Genomic DNA, 19,857 nt, shown 5'->3' on the forward strand with positions numbered 1-19,857 from the left:
TTCTTAATTTTTTTTAACGGTTTCAGGCTGTCTTAACTCGGTTTTTTTTATTAAATTTGAAGATTAATTCTACAAATAAATTTTAATAATAGATAAACTGTAATAATGGACAGATTTTCATTCCTAAACGCAGCTCATTCTCAGTTAATTGAGGATTTATACCAACAGTACTTAAAATTCCCGGATTCTTTAGAGCCATCATGGAAAGCCTTTTTTCAAGGCTTTGATTTTGCTTTGGAGAACTATGGAGATGACGATAACATCCAATATATCCAGGCTCCGGCCAACGCTGCTCCGGCAGTACAGCAGATCTCTCAGGCAGTAGCCGGAGGAGAGGTTCCTGAGCACATCAAAAAAGAGTTCAAGGTAGTAAACCTTATCGAGGCTTACAGAACAAGAGGGCACCTGTTCACAAAAACAAATCCTGTCAGAGAAAGAAGACACTACACGCCTACTTTAGACATCGAGAACTTCGGTTTGAGTAAAGAGGATTTAAATACAAAATTTAACTGTGCTGTTGAAACAGGAATGAAAGAGCCTGCTACATTACAGGACCTGATCCAGCATTTGGAAAATATCTACTGCGATTCTATCGGAGTAGAGTATACGTATATCAACAATGTTGAAGAAAAAGATTTCATTAAGAAGTGGCTTCAGGTGAACGAAAACCACCCAAGCCTTTCTGCTAATGAGAAAACTGAGATTTTATTAAAATTGAATCAGGCAGTAGCTTTTGAAAACTATCTTCACACAAAATTTGTAGGACAGAAAAGATTCTCTCTGGAAGGAGGTGAAACATTAATTCCGGCATTGGATCAGCTGATCTCAAGATCTTCTCAACTTGGAGTTGATGAAGTGGTATTGGGAATGGCCCACAGAGGAAGACTGAATGTTTTATCAAACATTTTCGGGAAATCTTACAAGCAGATCTTCTCAGAATTTGAAGGAAAAGAATTTGAAGAAGATGTATTCTCAGGTGACGTTAAATATCACTTAGGATCATCTAAAAAAGTGAAAACAGCTTCCGGAGAAGAAGTGGCCATCAACCTTACGCCGAACCCGTCTCACCTTGAAACCGTAGCAGCTCTTGTAGAAGGGATCTGCCGTGCTAAGATAGACGACAAATACAAAGGAGACGGCTCCAAGATCCTTCCTATCGTAATCCATGGTGACGGTGCTATTGCTGGTCAGGGTATTGCTTATGAAGTGGCTCAGATGATGACCTTAGAAGGATACAGAACAGGAGGAACTGTTCACATCGTTGTTAATAACCAGGTATCATTTACCACAAACTATGCTGACGCAAGATCTTCAACATACTGTACAGACATTGCGAAAGTTACCGAATCTCCGGTAATGCACGTTAATGCTGATGATGCTGAAGCGGTAGTTCATGCCATGCATTTTGCAGCAGATTTCAGAGCGAAATTTGGTAAAGACGTGTATATCGATTTATTAGGATACAGAAAATATGGACACAATGAAGGTGATGAACCTAGATTCACGCAGCCTAATTTGTATAAACTAATTTCTAAACACCCGAATCCGAGAGAAATTTATAAAGATAAATTGCTTAAGGACAGCATTACTTCCAATGATCTTATTGCAAAAATGGAATCAGATTTCAAAGCGCTTTTAGATAAAGACTTTGATGCTTCCAAAGAGATCGAAAAAAATGCAATGGATCTTTTCATGGCAGAAGACTGGACCAATTATCCAATCGGAAAAAGAGGTGCAGTTCAGATACCTGTAGATACAAAATATGACCTGGCTAAACTTAAAGAGCTGGCGATTAAAATGTCATCTCTTCCTGCTGATAAAAAGTTCATCAATAAAATTACAAGACTGTTTGATAACCGTGTTAAGGCTATCGAAGGAAATTCATTAGACTGGGCTCTTGGAGAATGGTTAGCCTATGCAACGCTTCTTGTGGAAGGGCATAACGTGAGAATTTCCGGAGAAGATGTAGAGAGAGGAACATTCTCCCACAGACATGCGGTGGTAAAAACTGAAGATACAGAAGAAGAGTATATCCCGTTAAGACATGTGTCCGAAAGCAGATTTGATGTATATAACTCTCACCTTTCAGAATACGGAGTTTTAGGTTTCGACTACGGGTATGCAATGGCTTCTCCTAACACGCTGACCATCTGGGAAGCTCAGTTCGGGGACTTTGTGAACGGTGCTCAGATCATCGTTGACCAATATCTGGCTGCTGCAGAAGAAAAATGGAAGATCCAGGACGGATTGGTAATGCTATTGCCTCACGGTTCAGAAGGTCAGGGTGCAGAACACTCTTCAGCAAGATTAGAAAGATTCTTAACGCTTTGTGCGAACGAAAATATGGTGGTAGCCAATATCACTTCACCTGCTAACTACTTCCACTTATTAAGAAGACAGCTGAAATGGACATTCAGAAAACCGTTGATCGTAATGAGCCCTAAATCTCTGTTGAGACACCCGAAAGTGGTTTCTCCGCTAGAAGATTTTGCAAACGGTTCATTCCAGCCGATATTGGACGATCCTACAGCAGATCCTAAAAAAGTTGAAAAATTAGTATTGTGTTCAGGTAAATTATACTTCGAATTATTAGCGAAGAAAGAGGAACTTAACTGTGAAAATATTGCACTGGTAAGATTGGAGCAGCTGTATCCGCTTCAGGCAGATGCATTAGAAACAATCTTCAGCAAGTATGGTAACAGGACACAATTGGTTTGGGCTCAGGAAGAGCCTGAAAACATGGGAGCATGGTCTTATATCCTGAGAAACTTCAGAGATACGGGAATCCAGGTAGTAGCTCCGGTACCAAGCGGTGCTCCGGCTCCGGGAAGTCACAAAATGTTTGAGAAAAACCAGAATGCAGTGATCAACAGAGTTTTCGACAGAGATGATGCTCCTGCAAAAAGACCCGTTACAGCGTAATTAAGAATAATACCCAATTAAAAAAATAAAAAATACTCAATATGTCAGTTTTAGAAATGAAAGTTCCTTCACCGGGAGAATCCATTACAGAAGTTGAAATTGCAACTTGGCTTGTGAAAGATGGTGATTATGTAGAAAAAGATCAGCCAATCGCAGAAGTAGACTCAGATAAAGCAACTCTTGAATTGCCTGCAGAACAAAGCGGTGTAATCACGTTAAAAGCAGAAGAGGGTGATGTAGTACAGGTTGGCCAGGTAGTTTGTTTAATTGATATGGATGCTGCAAAACCTGAAGGCGCAAGTGCTCCGGCTGCAGAAGCTCCAAAACAGGAAGAGGCTCCAAAAGCTGCTGAACCAGCTAAACAGGAAGCTCCAAAACCAGCTGCTCCGGCACCGGCTCCACAAACGTATGCAACAGGAGCTCCATCTCCTGCAGCTAAAAAGATTCTTGATGAGAAAGGTATTGAGGCTGGACAGGTTTCAGGTAGCGGAAGAGACGGAAGAATCACTAAGACTGATGCAGAATTAGCTGCTGTTCCTGCTTTAGGAGGAAGCCCTTCTACTGCAACAGGTGCACGTACGACAACAACAACTAAACTTTCAGTTCTAAGAAGAAAAATCGCTTCAAGATTAGTTTCTGTAAAGAATGAAACAGCTATGCTGACGACTTTCAACGAAGTTGACATGTCTGAAATCTTCAGATTAAGAAAACTATATAAAGAAGAATTTGCTCAGAAGCACGGAGTAGGACTAGGCTTTATGTCTTTCTTTACAAAAGCGGTAACAAGAGCGTTACAAATGTATCCGGATGTAAATGCATCTATCGACGGAGATTACAAGATCAATTATGATTTCTGTGATATCTCAATTGCAGTTTCAGGTCCTAAAGGATTAATGGTTCCGGTATTGAGAAATGCTGAAAACATGTCTTTCGCTGGAGTTGAAGCCAATATCAAAGATCTTGCAACTAAAGTAAGAGACGGTAAAATTACAGTTGATGAAATGACTGGCGGTACATTCACTATTACAAACGGTGGTACTTTCGGATCTATGATGTCTACACCAATCATCAATCCTCCACAGTCTGCTATCCTTGGAATGCACAACATCATCCAGAGACCGGTAGCGGTTGACGGGCAGGTAGTGATTAGACCAATGATGTACGTAGCCATGTCTTATGACCACAGAATTATTGACGGAAAAGAATCTGTAGGATTCCTTGTAGCTGTGAAAGAAGGTATCGACAACCCTGTTGAAATACTAATGGGCGGCGACGAAAGAAAAGGCCTTGGATTATAGATTTTATTAAAATTATACTATAACTTACAATCTCGCCTTAAAAAAGGCGAGATTTTTGTATCTGTTAAAGAAATACTAAGATGATGTTCTCAAAAATGACTTCCAATATCAAAGTTTCAGTAATACCTGAATATGATAGTAAAAACAGTTATCCATCTGAAAACCGTTACGTCTTCAAGTATAATATTACGATAGAAAATGACGGCAGCTTTCCAATTAAAGTATTGAAAAGAAAATGGTTAATCTTCGATGTAGGTTTTGGATATACTGAGATTACAGGAGATGGTGTAATAGGATTGACACCAGAGATTCCTGTAAGCGAAAATTTCGCTTATTTCTCTAATGTAATGCTTAGGTCCGGAGTAGGGAATATGAGCGGCAAATACCTTGTTAAAAACATGGAGACCCAGGAAACTTTTGAAATTGAGATTCCAAAGTTCAATCTGCTGTCTGAAGTGTTAAGTAATTAGGAGTATTCCTTTTTGAGATTGGTGTAGGAAATCATACTGATTGTAAATAACAGCCGGAAGTAAAGGCTTTATTATAGTTTTTTAATATACTTATTTAAGAAAGAATCATGTATTTCTTCATTCTCAGTGATGATTAATTTTTCAAAAGCCAGCAGCGAAATTTTTGCACAGGCTTCCGCATCGTCTCCGGCCCGGTGATGGTTAAGGCTGATTTGATGATGTTCCGCCAGATGTTTCAGTCCGTATTTCGGAAGATAATTCCATGATTTTTTAGCCAGCTGAATACTGCAAAGATAATTCAGTTTTGGGGCAAACATCCCGTAATGCTCAAAACAGCCCCTTAAAACCCCTGCATCAAAACTTGCATTATGTGCAATCATCAGGGTTCCGTACATCATTTCTTCAGCTTCATACCAGATCTCATCAAAAGTAGGGGCATCCTTCACATCTTCCGGAGTTATCCCGTGAACACCAATATTAAATCTGCTGAAATAAGGAAAGCTCGGTGGTTTAATCAGCCAGGTTTTCGTTTCCACAATCTTCGAATCCTGAACAACACAAATACCCATTTCGCACGCTGAGCTTTTTTCATGAGTGGCTGTTTCAAAATCTATTGCGCAGAAATCCATTTTTTTGAGTTATAATTTATGAATTGTGGGTTATGACTTGGTAGTTTAATGTTCAGGGTTTAAAGTTTTAAAATGTTTGAAGTTATGAATTTATTTTCTACCTAAAAAATGTCTGAAGATGAGCCATTCCGACTGGTAGAATGTGTTTTTCTGGTGTTTTTGACGTAGTTTCCATGTTCCCGGAAGTTGCCCGTAAAAGCCGAAATGAGCCCTCACAACAGCCCAAAGGTGTGGAAAGCCATTCTTTAATCCAAAATAAATTCCGGCAATTCCATCTAGGCACAGCCTGAAAAATATCAGTCCTATCAATTTAGGAAACGGCAGATTTTTCAACATCATAGAAAGATTGTTTCTGATGTTTAAATAAGTTTTCTGCGCACTTTGCTTATTCAGGGTTCCGCCGCCAACATGATATACTTTTGATTTTCCTGTATAGAAGATCTTCTTCCCCGAATTAATCAGTCTCCAGCAAAGATCAATCTCTTCCTGATGAGCAAAAAACCTTTCATCGAAACCATTTTGCTCCCAAAAATCTTTTGAACGTACAAAAAAGCAGCATCCTGAGGCCCAGAAAATTTCTGTTTCATCATCATATTGGCCATTATCCTCCTCAAGATCGTCAAATACACGTCCGCGGCAGTAAGGATAACCCAGATTGTCAATAAGACCTCCCGCAGCACCGGCAAATTCAAACTGTTTTTTATTGTTGAAAGATAAGATTTTAGGCTGTACAGCTGAAATGGAAGGATTTTTTTGAAGTAAATCCAATGCAGGATTGATCCAGTTTTCGGTAACCTCCACATCAGAGTTGAGAAGACAGTAATATTCGTTTTTTATCTCCTTTAAACCCTCATTATATCCTCCTGCAAAGCCATAATTCTGATTGTTTTTAACGATTTTTACCACAGGGAAATGAGTCTGTACAAATTCTGTGGAATCATCGGTAGAAAGGTTATCTATTATATAAATATCCGCCTCCTGAGAAAAACCGACAACACTGGGAAGAAATTTCTCAAGCCAATTTTTACCGTTCCAGTTTAAAATGACAACTGCTAAATTTTTAGACATCAGAATTATATTTTTTCAGCGTCAAACGTTTTGATAGATTCCTGGTACTTCCATTTTCTGTGAGACCAAAGATAATTATCCGGGTGCTTGTGTAAAGTATTTTCCAGAAGCTTATGAAATTTCCTTACCACTTCATGTTCTGTAAATTTTTCACCGTCAGGATAGATCCTGTGATAATTTACCTGGTAATATCCCCGTTTTACTTTCTTCATTTCACAGTAAATGAAGGCAAGGTCCATTCTGGTAGCCAGTTTATCATATCCTATAAATGCGGGAGTCCTCTGATTCAGGAATTCTAATCCGTAATTGACGTGAGCAACATGCGGGGTTTGGTCTGCTACAAACATATAAGTGGATTCACCGTCATTTTTAGACCTGAAGATATTCATGATCACTTCATTGGCCTCCAAAGCTTCATTTCCGAACCTATTCCTCACTTTTTTCATCTGATTTTCCCAGAAATCACTATTCACTTTTCTGTAAACCGGATGACAGTGCTTCTGCGGAATAATTCTTGCGAAAGCATTCATCCATTCCCAATTAAAGACATGTCCGGCAAGCATGATAACATTTTTACCTTCTGCTTTAGCCTCATGGAATGCTTCCTGATTGATATGCTGCATTCTTACCCGGGATTCCGTCTCAGAGATACTGAAAGATTTAATGGTTTCTACAAGATAATCCGAAAAATTCAGATAAAATTTCTTTCTTATGCTTCTTATTTCTTCCTCAGACTTTTCAGGAAAAGAGTTTCGGAGATTCTGGGTGATTACCTTCTTCCGGTAGCCTACCAGATAGTAATTTAAGAAGAACATAACGTCCGAAAAAATATACAATACTTTAAGCGGAAGTTTAGAAATGAAATATAATATTTTGATTAGGAAATTCATAAAACATGCAAATCTAGTGATAATAAAATTATGGTTCTATTTTTGCTTGCAATAAGTATTATTTTTTTTATTTTTATGTTATGAAAAAATTGTCGATCATAGCCTTCCTTGGACTAAGCGTACTTGCTTTTTCCCAGGATGCCAAAAATGTACCGGAAACAAGAAAGCAGGATAATGCCCTTCTGGTAAAACCTGATCATGCAGAGCTGGATGCGAAGAAGAAAGCAGGTGAGGAAAAAGCAAAACTTCCCAAACCTTATGATCCTAAAGCAAATGCTGAGGCTGATATTAACAAGCTAATTGCCCAGGCTAAAAAAGAAGGTAAAAATATTTTGATCCAGGCAGGTGGAAACTGGTGTATCTGGTGTCTGCGTTTTAATAATTTTGTTCAAAGTACTCCTGAGTTGAAGGAAACCGTAGATAAAAACTATCTGTATTATCACCTGAATTACTCTCCTGATAATAAAAATGAAAAAGTTTTTGCTAAATATGTGGACATTAAAGAAAAGCTTGGCTATCCTTTTTTCATAGTTTTGGATAAAAACGGAAAAATGATTCATGTTTTAAAAGACAGTTCTGTTCTTGAAGAAGGAAAAGGATACAGCAAAGAAAAAGTAAAAGAGTTCTTTGACCAGTGGGCTCCAAAGTCATAAAAAATATAACCGGGAAATTTTTCCCGGTTTTTATTTATAACAGTTTCCTGATCCAGCTTAATTTTTTTTCAGAATATGGAGGATATTTAATATTCGGTTCACCCCAGGTTGCTTTTTCCAGAATGGATTTCTGATGCGAAAAGGCTTCAAATCCATAAGCCCCGTGATAATTTCCAATACCGGAATTTCCAACTCCTCCAAAAGGAAGACGGTCATTTCCTAAATGCATGATCACGTCATTAATGCATCCGCCGCCAAACGACAGTTTCATAGTGAAAGCTTCTTTTTCTTCTGGGTTTTGGGTAAAAAGATAGGCAGCAAGTGGTTTTTCAAGTTCCAGAATAGTAGTAAGAACCAGATTGAAATTCGTAAAGCTGATGACAGGTAGTATCGGTCCGAAAATTTCTTCCTGCATGACATCATCTTCCCAGCTTACATTATTTAGAAGAGTAGGCTCTACAAAGAGTTTCTTTTCGTCGAAATTTCCTCCAAAATAAACTTTTTCTTTATTGATCAGTTTTATCAGCCGCTGAAAGTTTCTTTGATTGATAATTCTCGTATACTGATCGGATTCCGGGCCGTATTTAAATTCTAAAATATATTTTCTCAGCATTTCCAGAAACTGTTCATGGATGGATTCTTCAACCAGCAGATAGTCAGGAGCCACGCAGGTTTGTCCGGCGTTGAGAAATTTCCCCCAGACAATTCTTTTGGCTGCTATGTCAAGATCTGCATCTTTGGTTACAATTGCAGGCGATTTGCCTCCTAATTCAAGAACTACAGGCGTTAAATGTTCTGCAGCTGCCTGATAAACGATCTTTCCAACCTTAGTGCTTCCGGTAAAGAATATTTTGTCGAATTTTAACTTTAAAAGCTCTGTGGTTTCATCAATACCGCCCTCATACACATACAGATATTCGGGAGGAAAATTTTCATTGATGATTTTTGCCATTGCCTTCATCGTGTTTTCTGCAATTTCACTTGGCTTTAAAATACAGCAGTTTCCTGCCGCCAGCGCAGCAATTACAGGAGAAAGCGACAATTGATAAGGATAATTCCATGCACCTATAACAAGAACATTTCCTAGAGGTTCCGGATAAATTTTGCTTTTCCCCGGTTGATTGACCAGATTGGTTCTTACTCTTTTAGGTTTTGAAAGTATATTTAAGTTCTTCAGATAATACTTAATATCATTCAGAACAAAGGAAATTTCTGTTGTAAAAGTGTCGAATTTAGATTTGCCGAAATCTTTGTAAATAGCTTCATACAAAAGCTCTTCATTCTTTATAATGATATCCCGAAGCTTTTCAAGATACATTTTCCTGAACTTGATATTCTTTGTTTGTTGTGTCTTGAAAAAAGCTTTCTGACAATCTACGATTTCCTGAATTTCCATACCATCAAATTTCGGAAAGTACAGCAAATTTTCGGCCTAAAATTACATAATATTTCTCACTGCAATTTTCACAGGATGATACAGCAGTAAAGCGAACGCAGTGATCAAAGCAAGCCAGAACAATCCTGTAAAAATTTCCATATTGGAAAGGAGGATAGACTGGGCTGTTATTTTTGCTTTAAAGGCTCCGGCAGTCACTGATAAAGACTCATTCACAGGTAGTTTAGAGAGTTGAGCTCCGAATATCTGGTTCCATTGACTGTAAAAAACCGGATTGGTATCTGTAAGATTAAAGCTTAAAGTATCTGAATGTTTTAACGTTAAGAAAAGCATCAGGTTCTGCATTAAGGCATACCCAATAGCAGTGGTCCAGAAACGGGTTGTGGTTCCCAGAGCTGTTGCATTGGCAACATATTCTTCCGGTGTTCCGGAAATAAGAAAAAAAACAAGCGGAGTAAAAAGCAAACCCTGGGCAATTCCCTGCAGGAATAAAGGCGGGCAGATCGTGGAAAGGGTAGTGTCAGGATAGAATGTGTACGTAAACCATGCACAGTCTGCTGCCAGCAGCAGAAATCCGGTAAAGAAAACGATCCTTGAGGAAACGCCACGCATCAGGCAGATTCCGGAGAGAACAATACCCATAAGCGTTCCGGCAACATTCCAGTATTGAATATTGACAATATAATCCCATGGCCATTTCCAGACCGTCACCATAATGCTGTATACATTATTCAGTCCTGAGCGGATCAGATAAAAAATGAAAAACAGGATCATTCCGGCAATGACATTTTTTGAGCTGAATACTTCAAAATGAAAGATCGGTCTTTTGGAATTTCTCTGCTTGAGCATAAACAATCCTCCCGAAAGAAGAAATATAAAAAGACATATGATAATGGTATCCGACTCAAACCACATCAGTCTTTTTCCGTAAATGATGGAATATCCTCCTGACTGAAGGCAGGCCCATAACAGGAACCAACTTGTAATATCCAGTTGATAAAGCGGCATTTTAGGGAAAAATCTGTTGGTATTGAAAAGGGCGATTCCGATAATGAGGACAAAAACATGAAAATAAACCATCATCAAGATCATATGCCGGAAATCATAATTTTCAATGCTTGATTTCAATAATGATGTAGTGATTGTTCCGCCTGTCAGCATAATGGTATACATGAAAAGATAGGCGATTACCTTAGCGTGTTTGGTTTTCAATTCAGCAATGATCAGCGGAAGAAAAATAGCACCTTCTAGCAGCCCGAAAATTCCTTCCAGAAATCGTATGACCAGAATGACGGGATAACTATTGGTAACCGACAGAACATAAAGAATAATCACAGAAATGGAAGACATCAGCAAAACATAATATTTAACACTGAAATAAGCCATAAATCTCTGTAAAACCAAAAGAGTGACTACAAAGGTTCCATACATCAAAATCATTAAATACTGGATGTCATCTGAATCTACATCCATAAAAGAAGAAGTGAAGGCACTGTTGGAATGCAAAAGCGACAACAACATCAGGTGGGGAAATAATGCCAGCACCAGAAGCGGCAGTTTCAGCCATTGCGGGACCCATTTATGATAAACCGTATTATGTTGCATGAGAATGTATAAATATGATAATTGGGTGATTTGTTAAAATATATTGTTGGGAATGTGCATAGATGTTTTTTCGCTATTTGATCAAAAATAAAATGCGGAAAGGCAAAAGAGCAGAGTGTAAAAGTAAAAGGTAAATGACAAACGCTAAAGAATAATCAGAAGCCTGTCGCTGCAATTCTGTCTTTCCGCTAAAAAAAAATCTAATCCAGGTGTTTATGCATGTGGGATATGCTAGTGTGATGATTTGAGTTATCCTATATTGGCTATCTTCACTCTAAACTCTATATTTTTTTCGCACTCACCAGCACATTCATGCCGGAAAGCAGTTTTTCGTTATTTTGATTGGTATCGAGAATGATTTTTACCGGAAATCTCTGTTCGATCTTGACAAAGTTTCCTGTAGCATTATCAGGTTTTACCAGAGAAAACTGTGAACCTGATGCAGGCGATACGGAAACCACTTTTCCTTTAAACTCAATATCAGGATAAGCGTCTGCGGTAATTGTTACTTCCTGTTTCGTATCGATTTGCCCGAGTTGTGTCTCCTTATAGTTGGCAATGATCCATTTTTCCTTGCTTACAATTTGTACCAGAGCCTGGCCTTCTTTGATCAGCTGTCCTTCCTGGATTGTTTTTCTGCCTATCCAGCCATCGTACGGAGCTGTGATCACTGTGTATGAAAGAAAAAGTCTGGCATTGTTCAGGCTTGCAGAGCTTTGCTGGATCTGGCTTTTTACCGGGGCTACTTTAGTCTGCTGTTCATTAGCACCGGCTTTTACTGCATTTTTTTGCTGTTCTAAGGCTAAAAGATTAGCTTTCGCCTGTTCATAAGAAGCTTTTACATTCTCAAACTGCTGTTCGGTTGCGGCATCTTCAGACACCAGGTTTTTATATCTTTTAAAATCCTGTTCCGTTCTCCATATATCAATTTTTGCTGAAGCTATTTTGGCATCAATGATCTTTGAATCACTTTCCTTTGTATTGACACCGCTCTCAATGGTTGTGATATTTTCTGCATTGGCATGAAGACCAGCTTCAGCCATTTTTACCTGGTTGATGAACTCTCTGTTGTCGATCACGATCAGGGTATCTCCTTTATGGACAAACTGGTTTTCTTCAAACTGTATCTTTTTAATGAATCCCGAAACTTTACTGGAAACCGGGGTAATATACTGTTCGATCTGGGCATCGTTCGTGGTGACATTTTTCCTTGAGAAAAGATAAAAGCCTACCATTCCTGTAATACCGCTGATGATCAGGATCCAGGCCAAAAGCGTAATCGACTTGTTGATTCTTTTTTCCTTTTGTGTCAGTTGTTTCTTTGCCATAGTTTTTATAAGTTTCCAATTGTGTATTGGAGTTGGTAATATTTTAGTTGTCGGTTAATTTTTACGGAAATAAGATTAGATTCAGCTTCCAGATAAGCATTATCTGCATCGATGAGCTCTGTGATCAGGCTTAATTTATTTGCATATTTTGTCTTTACAATACGGTAGTTTTCTTTGGCCTGGCTGATGGCTTCTTCGGCAATCTTCACTTTCTGATCGGTTTCTTCGAATTTTTTGTAGGCTTCATAGACGGTATGCCTTACTTTTTCATCATTCTCTTCAATCTGGAGCTTTGCAAGATCAATACTTTCCCGGGCCTCCTGCATCTTGTATTTGTTTTTATACAGATTTTCGATGGGATATGTAAGATTGACTCCCAGCATTCCCAAACGGTAGGCGTAAGGTTCAGGAGGGAAAAACATCATGTTGGGATACTTAATAAAATATTCTCCACCTGCGGTAATTTTGGGTAAATAATTCGCCTTTGTAATTTTCTGATCCAGTTCTTTTAACGAAAGATTTTTATGGGTTATTTCTACGGATTCGTTTTTATTTAAAGCAGTTTCCGTCAGTTCATCAATATAGGGAATAGAAGTTCTGTCGGAGATAAGATCCTCCGTATCTACATGCATTTCCTGGGTTTCCGGAAGAGAAAGAATGGTTTTAAGTTTGTGTTCAGCAATTTGTATATCATTGTCCAGTTCTGTCCAGCTCATGGTGTGGTTGGAAAGCTGCAAAGACGTCCTCAAAACTTCATTTACCGTAACAATTCCATTGGCTTTTAAAGCTTTTACCTGCTTGATATTGACAGAGTCTTCCTTCATTTTATCATTAATAAGACTTTGCTGCTCCTTTAAATGATGAATCTGAAGAAAAGCGGTAATGATCTCCATTTTAAGCTGTCTTTCATCCTGATGGGTTCTCAAAGCTGAAATTTCGGTATCAATAGATGCTTTTTTCTCTGCATTCCTGATTTTTCCGCCCATATACACCGGAATTGAGCCGAAAGGGTAAAATCATACATTCCGTTAATAACATCATATTTTGTGGCTTTATTGAAAAAGCCGTTTTGATGCTGGAAAAGATTAGTTACCTGGTTGTAGCTGGTGTGAAACTCTATATCCGGAAGTTTTTCCATGGCAAGATCTTTTTCCCTGGTGACAGACATTTCCTTTTTTAAATGGCTTATCTGTAGGCTTTTGTTGTTTTTTAAGCCAGTCTCTATAGCCTGCTGAAGACTCAGATGCTGGTAGTCGATCATTTGTGAGTGTAAAAAGCTGCCTGTCAGCAGTAAGCACAACGCTATGCGCCGATATCTGCCAGCGTTAAATGTCATATTCATAATTTATTTAAAGGATTTTTGCTAAAATGATTTTGATGCTGCAAAGTTAAGGTGCGAAGTATCGGACCTGATTTGTGAAAGCAGAAAAAGATTTGCTCATTTACGCCAATCTGAAATTTTCTTCTTACCTTTATTCAATGAATGACAGCCATTTTAAAGCAGTGGAAGATGATGATGCAGAATTTTATGTTTATAATGTGCTCACCGGAGATGTTACCACAGATATTCATCATCACAGTTCAGCGCAGTTGGTATATGCAGAGGGCGGAATCGTCCATGTTTTTACGGATCTCAAACATTGGTATCTTCCGGCAAGATGTTTTATGTGGATTCCGGCAGGAACGCCGCATTATATTTTCTCAACCAGCCCAAAAGTAGATTTATACAATTTTTATTTTAAAAAAGAGGAGAATGAAAGTGGCTTCTTTGATGAAATTAATATCTATTCAGTCAGTCACTTGCTTAGGGAAATGATTTTATATACCAAAGACTGGAATGGAAAAATCACAAAAAATGATGGTGCCAAATATTATTTCCTTAAAGCTTTAAAAGGAATTCTTCCCGAAAAAAGAGATAAAAAACTGGCTTTTCCGGTTCAGCACCCGTTTCCAAAAGATGAAACTCTTCTGAAAATTGCAAAATACATCCATGCTAATCTCGAAAAGCCTCTTACCATAGAATCTACGGCAAAAGAATTCGGAATGAGCACCAGAACACTTTCCCGGAAGTTTAAAGAGATTTTAGGCATGAATTACGTCCGTTTTCTGCGGGCGCTGAGAATCACCCGTTCTCTGGAATTAATGCTGGAAGGAAAATACAATATGTACGAAATAGCGATGATGGTTGGCTATAACAGCCTGTCTTCATTCAGTAATATTTTTAAAAAGGTAATTGGGGTACCGCCTACGGAATATCAGCAGAAACTGAGAGGAGATAAGTAAGGTAAAGACGGGTAATTAAGAAAAGTAATGAATTACTTAAAGTCCAGGAAAGTAGATGTAAAATATCACAAAAAACCACTTCAAATGAAGTGGTTTATATATTTGAGAAAATCTCTTTAGAATCTTAAGCTTCTTCAGAAGGAGTTTCTTCTACTACTTTAGCTTTAGGAGCAGCTGGTTTAGGAGCTTCTACCGGAGCGTCAGATACGATGTCGAATTCAAAATTGTACTCAACATTTCTGTGTAGTCTGATATTTGCAGTAACTTTACCAGTTCTCTTAATAGTGTTTCCTGGAATTTTGATGTATTTCTTCTCTACAGAAACTCCAGCTTTTTCTAGAGCAGCAGAAAGATCTGCATTGTTGATAGATCCGAATAACTTGTCGCCAGAACCTACTTTTGCAGGAATAGTAACAGAAGTTTTCTTTAATTGATCTACTACAGCGTTAGCAGCAGCGATTAATTTAGCTTCTTCTTCTTTTCTAGCTTCTAAAGTAGCTTCAAGAGCTGCTTTGTTTTTAGGAGTTGCTAAAAGTGCAATTCCTTGAGGAAGTAAGAAGTTTCTTGCATAACCAGGCTTTACGCTTACTGTATCAAACTCAAGTCCTAAGTTTTCTACGTCTTTTTTTAGAATGATATCCATTGTTGTTGTCCTTTTTTTAGAATTTAGATGCTGGAAATTAGAAATTAGATGGGAGACGATGTCTGTTTATCTGAAATCTTAGATCTTTTATCTAAAATCAAGTTAGAATTAAATTATTTATTCAGCAACAAAAGAAGAGGGTGGCTTCTTCTCTTATTTATTTTTTGTCTTATTTCAATAAGTCAGCTACGTAAGGTAGTAAAGAAAGGTGTCTTGCTCTTTTGATAGCAGCAGAAACTTTTCTTTGGTATTTTAAAGAAGTACCAGTGTATCTTCTTGGTAAGATTTTACCTTGCTCGTTTACGAACTGTAATAAGAAATCAGCATCTTTGTAATCAACGTGCTTAATTCCGTATTTTTTGAATCTACAATATTTCTTTTCAGATTTTGTATTGATATCAAGTGGAGTAAGGAATTTTACTTCAGATTCTCCTCCAGCTGAGGCTTGTTTAGCCATTTCGTCTATTGCCATGTCTTGTCTTTTTTTAAAATAGGGTTAATAATTAAGCTCTAGCCGCTTTGATTTTAGTTCTTCTAGTTACAGCGTACTCAACAGCGTGCTTGTCAAGTTTTGTAGTCAGGTAACGGATTACTCTTTCGTCACGTTTGAATGCTAATTCTAAATCAGCAACTACAGTACCTTCACCTTTAAACTCGATTAAAGTGTAGAATCCATTCTTTTTCAATTGAATTGGATAAGCTAGTTTTTTTAATCCCCAGTTTTCTTTGGCAACGATTTCACAGTTCTTTTCTTTTAAAAGATCTTCAAATTTTTTCACTGCTTCCTCTACCTGAGCATCAGATAGAACGGGAGTTAAAATGAAAACAGTTTCGTAATTGTTCATAATGTTAAATGAATTTGTTAATTATTTCGAGGTGCAAAATTAGAAAATATATTTCTAATATGCAATATTTGCGTGAAATAGTTGACAGTTACTTATTGCTGGTTTTTAATTTAAAATTGATAGTAAGAAATTTACTGCTGAAAATGATCTGCTTTTTTGAAGTTTATCTAATCCCAAAACTAGCGGCTAGGGGCAAAATAATCAAAAGCCAGCAGGCAAATAAAACAGTCCAATTAATCTTTCTCCCTAATTTCTGTTAAAAAATTCGCCTTGATCACATCATACAGAGAATGTCTGCTGACTAAAATAGAAATGATAGAAGAGACCATTCCCGCCAGCATCAGATGGAATATCAGAGAATGCCTGTCCGTCATTTCAAGCACGATAATAGCTGAAGTAAACGGAGCCCTGGTAATTCCGGTAAGAAAAGCCACCATTCCTGCGAGAATCACCACATTGGTTTCGTTGGCCGTCAGATGAATGACCCCGGAGATCACAGATCCTATACTGGCACCCGCGGTAAGGGCCGGAGCGAAAATCCCACCTGCGCCACCAGATGTAAAAGACAGGGCAGGGCCAAGCATTCTTAAGATCGGGACGTACCATTCTTCATGTTTATCGCTAGTAAAAAGAACACGTTCCATAATTTCTTTTCCCGATCCAAGAATCTCGCGGTTGATGAAATAGGCTATGGAAGCAATAAACAACGCGCAAAATACCAGGAAAATAATATTGGCTTTATCCGTTTTAAGTTTTCTCTTTTTCCAGTCACTCATCTTAAGCATTATTACGGAAAGCTGGCTGGCAAGTATTCCGGCAGTTCCTGCGACAAGAATAATAGGAAACATGACCATCAGAGATACGTCGTTGGTTTTGGGATAACCTAAATATAAATAGGAGCCGGCTAAAGTCTGGGCTGTTAAACCCGCGATGATCACCGCCGTAAATAAAGCGGTCTTGAAATAATTGATATGTGTTTTGGAAAGCTCTTCCACAGCAAATACAATTCCTCCCAAAGGCGTATTAAATGCGGCTGCAAGTCCCGCTGCTGCACCGGTCATGATCATATTCTTCTTTGAGATTTTCGGCCACCAGTGCGGAAGATATTCATTGACCTTTCTGAACACAGAACCGGCAATCTGGATAGTAGGTCCTTCACGTCCTACAGCACCGCCTCCGATCACGAGAACGACAGATGAAATGATTTTAAAAACAATGATCTTAAGACTTAAAAGACTTCTGATCTTCGTATGTTCTTTCGGATTGGCCAATTCTACAGCGGCCATTACCTGCGGGATACCGCTGCCTTTGGCATTGGGTGCAAATTCTTTTACCAGCCACCAAGAAAGTACAAAACCGATAGGAGCAATAATAAAAATCATCCATGAATGCCAGTTCATAATGAAATGCAGCAGATGCTCTCCCCATGCGAATATCTTAGCATACATCACCGCAAAAAAGCCTGTAATCACAGAACCAATCCAGAAAGGAATGGCCTGTAGCAGATTGTTTTTCAGCTGCTCGTTGCGGATATTGTCAAAAGACTTTTTAAGACCTTTTCGGAGGAGAAAGAAAATTTTCAGCATTTGTGGACTGTGACATTTTATTAAACCGAAAAATAAGGAAATTAGATGGTATTAAAAAATCCTATTAAAAAAGTTCCCACGGATTTGAGATACATACATATAAGGGCTTCCAAAAAGGAAGCTTTTATATTGTATTGATGAAAGCAATGATTAATACTGTGGATTGAAAATAGCAATATATGCTATACAATAAAGAACCAGTATAACAGCAGTACATATCAGATTGGTATTCCTGAGAATATATTTTTTGTTGATGTTCAGAATGAATGCTTCAATAAGAATACAAACAAACCACACGGCATGAAAAGCAAACATAAATATTAGGTAACCTAATACATCCCAGCCGTTGGCATTAAATACCACCACAATAAAACCAATCGTTCCGGCTATCAGTATAGCAAGACGAATAAGAATATGCTTTACAATATTTGGCTTCTCTTCTGAAACAAATACTTTGTTATCATCTTCTTTGATCTCAAAAAGTTCTTTTAACTCATGATCCATTATCACTGTTTTTGATATAGCTTAATAAAGAATGGTAAGATGCCTATGTAACCCAGCAGACCCAATACACTACAAAAACGGTATAAGTAAATGATATCATCAACGTTGAAAAAGCCGATGATAATTTCGACGAAATAAGTTGCTATGATCAGGCATAAGGAAATGATGGCAATTAAAGTTACTCTTTTCATATTTTGAGATAGGGTTGATGTTTTTATTCGAGATTATTCTGCTACATGGTTAAATTTCGTCTTCGGCTCAAATGTACAGATAATCTTTGATAGTAAAAAAACCTCCGAAAAAATCGAAGGTTTTGTATGGTAAGATGTTTGATAAGTTCCGCATGACCTTTGAAATAAAGAGTCACTTATCAGTCATCAGGTATTAAATTTCTGTATTCAGATCCCAGTTCTGAAGATAATCATGAACATGTTTCAGCATCATTCCGCCTAAAGATCCGTCTACCACTCTGTGATCGTAAGAGTGAGACATGAACATCAGCTGGCGGATAGCAATCACATCACCGTCTTTGGTTTCAAGAACTGCAGGCTTCTTAACGATGGCTCCAATCGCTAAAATAGCAACCTGAGGCTGAGGAATGATTGGTGTACCCATAAGGTTTCCAAAACTTCCAACATTAGAAATAGTATAAGTTGCTCCCTGAGTATCTTCAGGTTTTAATTTTTTGTTTCTTGCTCTGTATGCCAAATCGTTGATCGCTTTTGCTAAACCTGAAAGTGACAGCTGATCAGCATTTTTAATAACAGGAACAATAAGGTTTCCGTCAGGTAGAGCAGTAGCCATACCGATATTGATATTTTTCTTTTTAATGATATTTTCACCGTTGATAGAAACATTGATCATCGGGAAATCCTGGATAGCCTTCACTACAGCTTTCACGAAAATCGGCATGAAAGTCAGTTTTTCTCCTTCACGTTTTTCGAAAATATCTTTATGCTTGTTTCTCCATTTTACAACGTTGGTAACATCTGTTTCGATGAAAGAAGTAACATGGGGAGCAATCTGTTTTGCTTTTACCATGTTTTCAGCAATGATCTTTCTCATTCTGTCCATTGGAATGATCTCATCACCTGCTGCTACAGGAACCGTAGAAACCGGTGCTGAAGCCGGAACTTTTGGTGCTGCCGGAGCTGCCGTTTGTGCAGAAACTGTTTGCTGAGCCGGCTGGTTTCCTCTGTTGGAAACGTATGCTAATATATCTTCTTTTGTAATTCTTCCTTCTAAACCGCTTCCTTTAATCGTTTTAAGCTCAGATTCGGAAATGTTTTCCTGCTGTGCAATTGATTTTACAAGTGGTGACAGGTAAAGGTCTCCTGAAAATTCTACATTGGAAGCTGCAGCCTGTAATGGCTCTTCAATGGCTTTCAAGGTTTCTGTATCCGGAGCGGATGCTGGAGCCTCTGTTTTTACTTCTTCTGAAGCTGTATTCCCGCCTTCTCCTTCAATTTCTAAAATAGCAATGGCTTCACCAACTTTAGCAACTTCGTCCTTCTGTTTCAGGATTTTTACAATTTTCCCCGAAACCGGTGTCGGAACGTCTGAATCTACCTTATCTGTTGCAATTTCAACTACGGAATCATCCTCTTTTACATTATCACCTTCATTGAATAACCAAGTGATAATTGTCGCTTCCATAACACCTTCTCCCATGGAAGGAAGCAATAATTTGTATTCTGCCATTTTTAATTTTTAGATTTTGACAAATATATAAAAAAA

Annotated in this window: 19 protein-coding genes; 5 read left to right on the forward strand and 14 right to left on the reverse strand. The window is 38.1% G+C overall.

The genetic code is table 11. From position 1 onward, the window contains the following. Window positions 1–105: 105 nt before the first annotated feature. The 3 genes from ACMGDK_RS01420 to apaG all read left to right on the forward strand — a co-directional run bounded on the left by ACMGDK_RS01420 (window position 106) and on the right by apaG (window position 4,690). Window positions 106–2,922 (forward strand): 2-oxoglutarate dehydrogenase E1 component, encoded by a 2,817-nt coding sequence (locus ACMGDK_RS01420; protein WP_436806283.1) that lies wholly within the window; start codon window positions 106–108, stop codon window positions 2,920–2,922. 41 nt (window positions 2,923–2,963) lie between these two features. Next, window positions 2,964–4,220: a 2-oxoglutarate dehydrogenase complex dihydrolipoyllysine-residue succinyltransferase gene (odhB, locus tag ACMGDK_RS01425; protein ID WP_111958135.1), complete on the forward strand. Its 1,257-nt coding sequence runs from the start codon at window positions 2,964–2,966 to the stop codon at window positions 4,218–4,220. 95 nt (window positions 4,221–4,315) lie between these two features. Continuing rightward, window positions 4,316–4,690 carry a Co2+/Mg2+ efflux facilitator ApaG/CorD gene (gene apaG / locus ACMGDK_RS01430; RefSeq protein WP_436806284.1) on the forward strand — a complete coding sequence of 125 codons (375 nt, stop codon included), beginning with the start codon at window positions 4,316–4,318 and terminating at the stop codon, window positions 4,688–4,690. 71 nt (window positions 4,691–4,761) lie between these two features. Here the strand turns inward: apaG and ACMGDK_RS01435 are convergent, their stop codons facing one another. From ACMGDK_RS01435 to ACMGDK_RS01445, 3 genes are all read right to left on the reverse strand, one after another. Further along, window positions 4,762–5,319, reverse strand: a complete 558-nt coding sequence (locus ACMGDK_RS01435; protein ID WP_436806285.1) for a 3'-5' exonuclease — start codon at window positions 5,317–5,319, stop codon at window positions 4,762–4,764. Window positions 5,320–5,409: 90 nt separating this feature from the next. Next, entirely contained in the window at window positions 5,410–6,387 is a 978-nt protein-coding gene (locus ACMGDK_RS01440) for a glycosyltransferase family 2 protein (protein WP_436806286.1), read from the reverse strand. 5 nt (window positions 6,388–6,392) lie between these two features. Next, on the reverse strand, window positions 6,393–7,277 hold the full coding sequence (locus tag ACMGDK_RS01445) for a lysophospholipid acyltransferase family protein (RefSeq protein WP_436806287.1): 885 nt from the start codon (window positions 7,275–7,277) through the stop codon (window positions 6,393–6,395). Between the two features lie 80 nt (window positions 7,278–7,357). Between ACMGDK_RS01445 and ACMGDK_RS01450 the strand changes: the two genes are divergently transcribed. Continuing rightward, on the forward strand, window positions 7,358–7,930 hold the full coding sequence (locus ACMGDK_RS01450) for a thioredoxin family protein (protein WP_436806288.1): 573 nt from the start codon (window positions 7,358–7,360) through the stop codon (window positions 7,928–7,930). 34 nt (window positions 7,931–7,964) lie between these two features. Here the strand turns inward: ACMGDK_RS01450 and ACMGDK_RS01455 are convergent, their stop codons facing one another. From ACMGDK_RS01455 to ACMGDK_RS01475, 5 genes are all read right to left on the reverse strand, one after another. Then, complete coding sequence (locus tag ACMGDK_RS01455; protein WP_436807243.1) at window positions 7,965–9,350, reverse strand: aldehyde dehydrogenase; 1,386 nt, start codon at window positions 9,348–9,350, stop codon at window positions 7,965–7,967. Window positions 9,351–9,368: 18 nt separating this feature from the next. Continuing rightward, window positions 9,369–10,931, reverse strand: a complete 1,563-nt coding sequence (locus ACMGDK_RS01460; protein WP_436806289.1) for an MFS transporter — start codon at window positions 10,929–10,931, stop codon at window positions 9,369–9,371. 281 nt (window positions 10,932–11,212) lie between these two features. Then, the gene (locus ACMGDK_RS01465) at window positions 11,213–12,259 is read right to left on the reverse strand and encodes an HlyD family secretion protein (RefSeq protein WP_436806290.1); all 1,047 of its coding nucleotides are present in this window, start codon (window positions 12,257–12,259) and stop codon (window positions 11,213–11,215) included. A gap of 5 nt (window positions 12,260–12,264) precedes the next feature. Further along, on the reverse strand, window positions 12,265–13,245 hold the full coding sequence (locus tag ACMGDK_RS01470) for a TolC family protein (protein ID WP_436806291.1): 981 nt from the start codon (window positions 13,243–13,245) through the stop codon (window positions 12,265–12,267). Then, entirely contained in the window at window positions 13,182–13,595 is a 414-nt protein-coding gene (locus tag ACMGDK_RS01475) for a hypothetical protein (RefSeq protein WP_436806292.1), read from the reverse strand. Before ACMGDK_RS01475 ends, ACMGDK_RS01470 begins: the two co-directional genes overlap by 64 nt. A gap of 80 nt (window positions 13,596–13,675) precedes the next feature. Here ACMGDK_RS01475 and ACMGDK_RS01480 point away from each other — a divergent pair, with 80 nt between their 5' ends. Next, complete coding sequence (locus tag ACMGDK_RS01480; RefSeq protein WP_436806293.1) at window positions 13,676–14,542, forward strand: helix-turn-helix domain-containing protein; 867 nt, start codon at window positions 13,676–13,678, stop codon at window positions 14,540–14,542. A 124-nt stretch (window positions 14,543–14,666) separates the two neighbouring features. Here ACMGDK_RS01480 and rplI read toward each other — a convergent pair whose 3' ends face one another. From rplI to ACMGDK_RS01510, 6 genes are all read right to left on the reverse strand, one after another. Next, window positions 14,667–15,185: a 50S ribosomal protein L9 gene (gene rplI, locus ACMGDK_RS01485; protein ID WP_436806294.1), complete on the reverse strand. Its 519-nt coding sequence runs from the start codon at window positions 15,183–15,185 to the stop codon at window positions 14,667–14,669. A 169-nt stretch (window positions 15,186–15,354) separates the two neighbouring features. Further along, window positions 15,355–15,657: a 30S ribosomal protein S18 gene (gene rpsR, locus ACMGDK_RS01490; protein WP_034706728.1), complete on the reverse strand. Its 303-nt coding sequence runs from the start codon at window positions 15,655–15,657 to the stop codon at window positions 15,355–15,357. A 31-nt stretch (window positions 15,658–15,688) separates the two neighbouring features. Next, window positions 15,689–16,030 (reverse strand): 30S ribosomal protein S6, encoded by a 342-nt coding sequence (gene rpsF / locus ACMGDK_RS01495; RefSeq protein WP_034706729.1) that lies wholly within the window; start codon window positions 16,028–16,030, stop codon window positions 15,689–15,691. Between the two features lie 233 nt (window positions 16,031–16,263). Further along, complete coding sequence (locus ACMGDK_RS01500; RefSeq protein WP_436806295.1) at window positions 16,264–17,616, reverse strand: chloride channel protein; 1,353 nt, start codon at window positions 17,614–17,616, stop codon at window positions 16,264–16,266. A gap of 150 nt (window positions 17,617–17,766) precedes the next feature. Then, window positions 17,767–18,120, reverse strand: coding sequence for a hypothetical protein (locus tag ACMGDK_RS01505; RefSeq protein WP_436806296.1), 354 nt, complete (start codon window positions 18,118–18,120; stop codon window positions 17,767–17,769). 384 nt (window positions 18,121–18,504) lie between these two features. Then, a complete protein-coding gene (locus ACMGDK_RS01510; RefSeq protein ID WP_436806297.1) occupies window positions 18,505–19,821 on the reverse strand; it encodes a dihydrolipoamide acetyltransferase family protein in 1,317 nt (438 codons plus the stop codon). Window positions 19,822–19,857 lie beyond the last annotated feature (36 nt).

The organism is Chryseobacterium hilariae (assembly GCF_051400735.1).
Taxonomy (GTDB): Bacteria; Bacteroidota; Bacteroidia; order Flavobacteriales; family Weeksellaceae; genus Chryseobacterium.

Coding starts and splice junctions, on each gene's coding strand:
- odhB (WP_111958135.1), top strand. CDS start 2,964: ATGTCAGTTTTAGAAATGAAAGTTCCTTCACCGGGAGAATCCATTACA.
- ACMGDK_RS01450 (WP_436806288.1), top strand. CDS start 7,358: ATGAAAAAATTGTCGATCATAGCCTTCCTTGGACTAAGCGTACTTGCT.
- rpsR (WP_034706728.1), bottom strand. CDS start 15,657: ATGGCAATAGACGAAATGGCTAAACAAGCCTCAGCTGGAGGAGAATCT.
- rplI (WP_436806294.1), bottom strand. CDS start 15,185: ATGGATATCATTCTAAAAAAAGACGTAGAAAACTTAGGACTTGAGTTT.
- ACMGDK_RS01500 (WP_436806295.1), bottom strand. CDS start 17,616: ATGCTGAAAATTTTCTTTCTCCTCCGAAAAGGTCTTAAAAAGTCTTTT.
- ACMGDK_RS01470 (WP_436806291.1), bottom strand. CDS start 13,245: ATGGGCGGAAAAATCAGGAATGCAGAGAAAAAAGCATCTATTGATACC.
- ACMGDK_RS01505 (WP_436806296.1), bottom strand. CDS start 18,120: ATGGATCATGAGTTAAAAGAACTTTTTGAGATCAAAGAAGATGATAAC.
- ACMGDK_RS01460 (WP_436806289.1), bottom strand. CDS start 10,931: ATGCAACATAATACGGTTTATCATAAATGGGTCCCGCAATGGCTGAAA.
- ACMGDK_RS01465 (WP_436806290.1), bottom strand. CDS start 12,259: ATGGCAAAGAAACAACTGACACAAAAGGAAAAAAGAATCAACAAGTCG.
- apaG (WP_436806284.1), top strand. CDS start 4,316: ATGACTTCCAATATCAAAGTTTCAGTAATACCTGAATATGATAGTAAA.
- ACMGDK_RS01420 (WP_436806283.1), top strand. CDS start 106: ATGGACAGATTTTCATTCCTAAACGCAGCTCATTCTCAGTTAATTGAG.
- rpsF (WP_034706729.1), bottom strand. CDS start 16,030: ATGAACAATTACGAAACTGTTTTCATTTTAACTCCCGTTCTATCTGAT.
- ACMGDK_RS01475 (WP_436806292.1), bottom strand. CDS start 13,595: ATGACATTTAACGCTGGCAGATATCGGCGCATAGCGTTGTGCTTACTG.
- ACMGDK_RS01510 (WP_436806297.1), bottom strand. CDS start 19,821: ATGGCAGAATACAAATTATTGCTTCCTTCCATGGGAGAAGGTGTTATG.
- ACMGDK_RS01445 (WP_436806287.1), bottom strand. CDS start 7,277: ATGAATTTCCTAATCAAAATATTATATTTCATTTCTAAACTTCCGCTT.
- ACMGDK_RS01435 (WP_436806285.1), bottom strand. CDS start 5,319: ATGGATTTCTGCGCAATAGATTTTGAAACAGCCACTCATGAAAAAAGC.
- ACMGDK_RS01440 (WP_436806286.1), bottom strand. CDS start 6,387: ATGTCTAAAAATTTAGCAGTTGTCATTTTAAACTGGAACGGTAAAAAT.